This window comes from Terrisporobacter muris (assembly GCF_024621905.1).
GTDB classification, from domain to species: Bacteria; Bacillota; Clostridia; order Peptostreptococcales; family Peptostreptococcaceae; genus Terrisporobacter; species Terrisporobacter muris.
This window is the reverse complement of the sequence record NZ_JANKBY010000370.1, coordinates 1-3,137: the sequence shown is the minus strand read 5'-3', so window position 1 is coordinate 3,137 and position 3,137 is coordinate 1. Positions and strand designations below refer to the sequence as shown.

4 protein-coding genes are annotated in these 3,137 nt (G+C 28.2%); all 4 read left to right on the top strand.

The window, feature by feature from the left end; all coding sequences use genetic code 11:
- Positions 1-68: 68 nt before the first annotated feature.
- A complete protein-coding gene (rsgA, locus tag NSA58_RS17925; protein ID WP_039678917.1) occupies positions 69-950 on the top strand; it encodes a ribosome small subunit-dependent GTPase A in 882 nt (293 codons plus the stop codon).
- A 3-nt stretch (positions 951-953) separates the two neighbouring features.
- Complete coding sequence (gene rpe / locus NSA58_RS17920; protein ID WP_039678918.1) at positions 954-1,610, top strand: ribulose-phosphate 3-epimerase; 657 nt, start codon at positions 954-956, stop codon at positions 1,608-1,610.
- A gap of 9 nt (positions 1,611-1,619) precedes the next feature.
- The gene (locus tag NSA58_RS17915; RefSeq protein ID WP_039678919.1) at positions 1,620-2,273 is read left to right on the top strand and encodes a thiamine diphosphokinase; all 654 of its coding nucleotides are present in this window, start codon (positions 1,620-1,622) and stop codon (positions 2,271-2,273) included.
- A 617-nt stretch (positions 2,274-2,890) separates the two neighbouring features.
- Entirely contained in the window at positions 2,891-3,040 is a 150-nt protein-coding gene (locus NSA58_RS17910) for a hypothetical protein (RefSeq protein ID WP_161791903.1), read from the top strand.
- The last annotated feature ends 97 nt before the right edge of the window (positions 3,041-3,137 follow it).

Below are 3,137 nucleotides of genomic sequence, written 5' to 3'. Positions count from 1 at the left end.
TAAATTTAAAATAATAAAAATATTGTGGTAATATATAATAAAGTGTTAAAAAAATAAGGAGGCAATTAATGTTAGATGGAAGGATAATGAAAGGAATAGGGGGATTCTACTACGTAGATACAGAAAAGGGACTGTATGAATGTAGAGCTAGAGGAATATTTAGAAAAAATAAGCAAACTCCTTTAGTAGGTGATAGAGTAAAAATTAGTATAGTTGATGAGGAAAAGAAAATAGGTGTTGTTGAAGCTATTGATAAAAGAGATAGCGAACTTATAAGACCTCCAATTGCTAATGTGGAAAAAGCATTAATAGTTTTTGCTGTAAAGAACCCTACACCTCATTTATCTTTATTAGATAGATTTATAGTTCTTGCTGAGAAAGAAAATTTAGAAATTGTAATTATTCTTACAAAAGTTGATTTGGATGAGGATAATATTACAGATAAAATAAAAGAAATATATGAGTTAAGTGGATATAGGGTAATTCCAGTAAGTAGCAAGTCTAGAGAAAATATAGACAAAGTAAAAGAAGAGTTAAATAACAGTGTAGTAGTTTTTGCAGGTCCATCAGGAGTTGGAAAATCTAGTTTATTAAATGAAATAGATCAAAATTTTAAGTTACAAACTGGAGAAGTTAGTGATAAAATCAAAAGAGGGAAACATACTACAAGACACGCTGAACTTTTAAAACTACAATGTGGAGGTATAGTTGCAGATACACCAGGTTTCTCTTCCTTAACTTTAGAAGATATAGAAGAAAGTGAGTTAAAGGAATACTTTATAGAGTTCGATGAAGTTGATAACTGTAAGTTTGGAAATAAGTGTATACATGAAAAAGAGCCAGGTTGTGGAGTTAAAGAAGCTGTTGAAGCAGGGGAAATTTCTAAAGTAAGATATGAAAGTTATATACAATTACTTAATGAAATAAGACAAGGGAAAAGGAGATATTAAAAAATGATAAAATTAGCACCATCAATATTATCAGCAGATTTTGCAAAACTATTAGAAGATGTTAAAAAGGTAGAAAAGGCAGGATGTGAATATTTACATATAGATGTTATGGATGGACATTTTGTTCCTAATATAACATTAGGTCCTGGAATAGTTAAATCTTTAAGAAAAGATGTTGATATGGTATTTGATACACATCTTATGATTGAAAATCCGGATAATTATATTAAAGATTTTGTTGATGCAGGTAGCGATTTAATAGTAGTTCATGTGGAAGCGTGCAGACATTTACATAGAACTATACAAAATATTAAGTCACATAATGTAAAAGCTGGTGTTGCACTTAATCCTGCTACACCAATAGAAACTATAAAGCACATATTACAAGATGTAGATATGGTACTTATAATGACTGTAAATCCTGGTTTTGGGGGACAATCATTTATTGAAAGTATGGTAGAAAAAATAAAAGAATTAAAACAAATAATAGATGAAAAAAATCTTAATGTTGATATACAGGTAGATGGTGGAATAAAACCAAATAATATTCATAAGGTAGTTGAAGCTGGAGCTAATGTAATAGTTGCAGGATCAGCTATATTTAATAGTGAAAACATAGAAGAAACTGTAAAGCTAATGAGAAAGAATGCAAGTCTTTAGGAGATACTAATGAAAGTTTGTATTATATTAAATGGTGAAATAAAAAATTATGATAAAACAAAAGAAATAATACTTAGAGAAAAATATGATTATATAATAGGGGCCGATGGTGGCTGTAATCATTTATATAAAATGAATATTATACCTAAATATATAATAGGAGACTTAGATTCTATTGATAAAGACTTAGTATACTATTATAAAAATAGAAACGTATTATTTAAAACATATCCATCTCATAAAGATGAAACAGATTCAGAAATTTGTATTTATCTAGCTAAAGAACTAGAAGCAAAAAGAATTGATTTTTATGGGGCTTTAGGAGGCCGTATAGACCATACTCTTGCAAACATAGGCTTAATGCATTATGTAAGAGAAATGAATATTGAACCTCGAATGATAACTAGTGAAGAAGAAATTACTACTATAAAAAATGAAGAGATTATTTTGCATGGAAAAAGGGGAGATACAATATCAATTATCCCTATAATGACAGATGCAAATAATATAACTCTTAAAAATTTAGAGTACCCTTTGAACAATGCTAAAATGGGGTATCTATCATCTTTAGGTATATCTAATGTTATGCTAGATGATGAGTGTAGTATAAAAATTGAAGATGGATATGCATTGATTATAAGGAATTATAAGGTTAACTTATAAATAAAAACCATATGAATATTATCTAAAATGGATAATTATTCATATGGCTTTTATTTTATTATAAAAAATACTATGATATAGTCAAATTAGTTATAAATTTCTATTAAGAGGAATAAGGAGTCTTAGGGAGTTATAGGACTTACTACTCCAGATACTGTTACAAAAGCAGACCCGAGAAAGGTAGAAGGGTATTCATTTAATCCAGGATTAATAGGAAAGATATTACAAAGTCAAATTGATAAATTAAAAAATAAAATATTGACTATATTGTAGGTCTTTTGCATTTGGGAATGGATTAAGAAAGTGCATCATATAGATTAACAGATATAATAAGTCAAGAGGAAGGTTTAGATGTGTTTATAGATGTGCATAGTCATTATGTAGTTAAAAATGCTAAGGTAAAGGATAAATCGGGTCATGATGTAATTGTTGCTCAAACAGAAAATTATTTGAGCAACATAGGGTAAGTAATTATACGTGAAGATGGCAGCATAGATAATAATTTATTAAATGTAGTAACTAAGATTCAAGTTACAGATGAACAAATATTTGAAGCTTTAGAGTTTGCTACAAGTGATTTTCCAAATGCTGCAGGTAAATTTCCACAAGTATCTGGAATGACTTATGAAATATATACATTTATTGAATATAAAGATGATAGGAGCGGATATGGAGTGATGGACGAGGCTTTAGTAAGTTATATAGAGAGTAAAGCTGATGAAGAGTATGAAAGCTCTGCTGGAATAATAGTTATATATAATAAATAAGGGGATATGCGATAAAAATAAAAAAACAATAGAATAAATAATTTATAATTCTAAAACAAAAACCTTCCTTAATATAATTTATGAGAAAGGTTATTAT

Excerpts from the sequence above, each read along its gene's own strand:
- rpe (WP_039678918.1), top strand. The coding sequence starts at position 954 with ATGATAAAATTAGCACCATCAATATTATCAGCAGATTTTGCAAAACTA.
- NSA58_RS17910 (WP_161791903.1), top strand. The coding sequence starts at position 2,891 with ATGACTTATGAAATATATACATTTATTGAATATAAAGATGATAGGAGC.
- NSA58_RS17915 (WP_039678919.1), top strand. The coding sequence starts at position 1,620 with ATGAAAGTTTGTATTATATTAAATGGTGAAATAAAAAATTATGATAAA.
- rsgA (WP_039678917.1), top strand. The coding sequence starts at position 69 with ATGTTAGATGGAAGGATAATGAAAGGAATAGGGGGATTCTACTACGTA.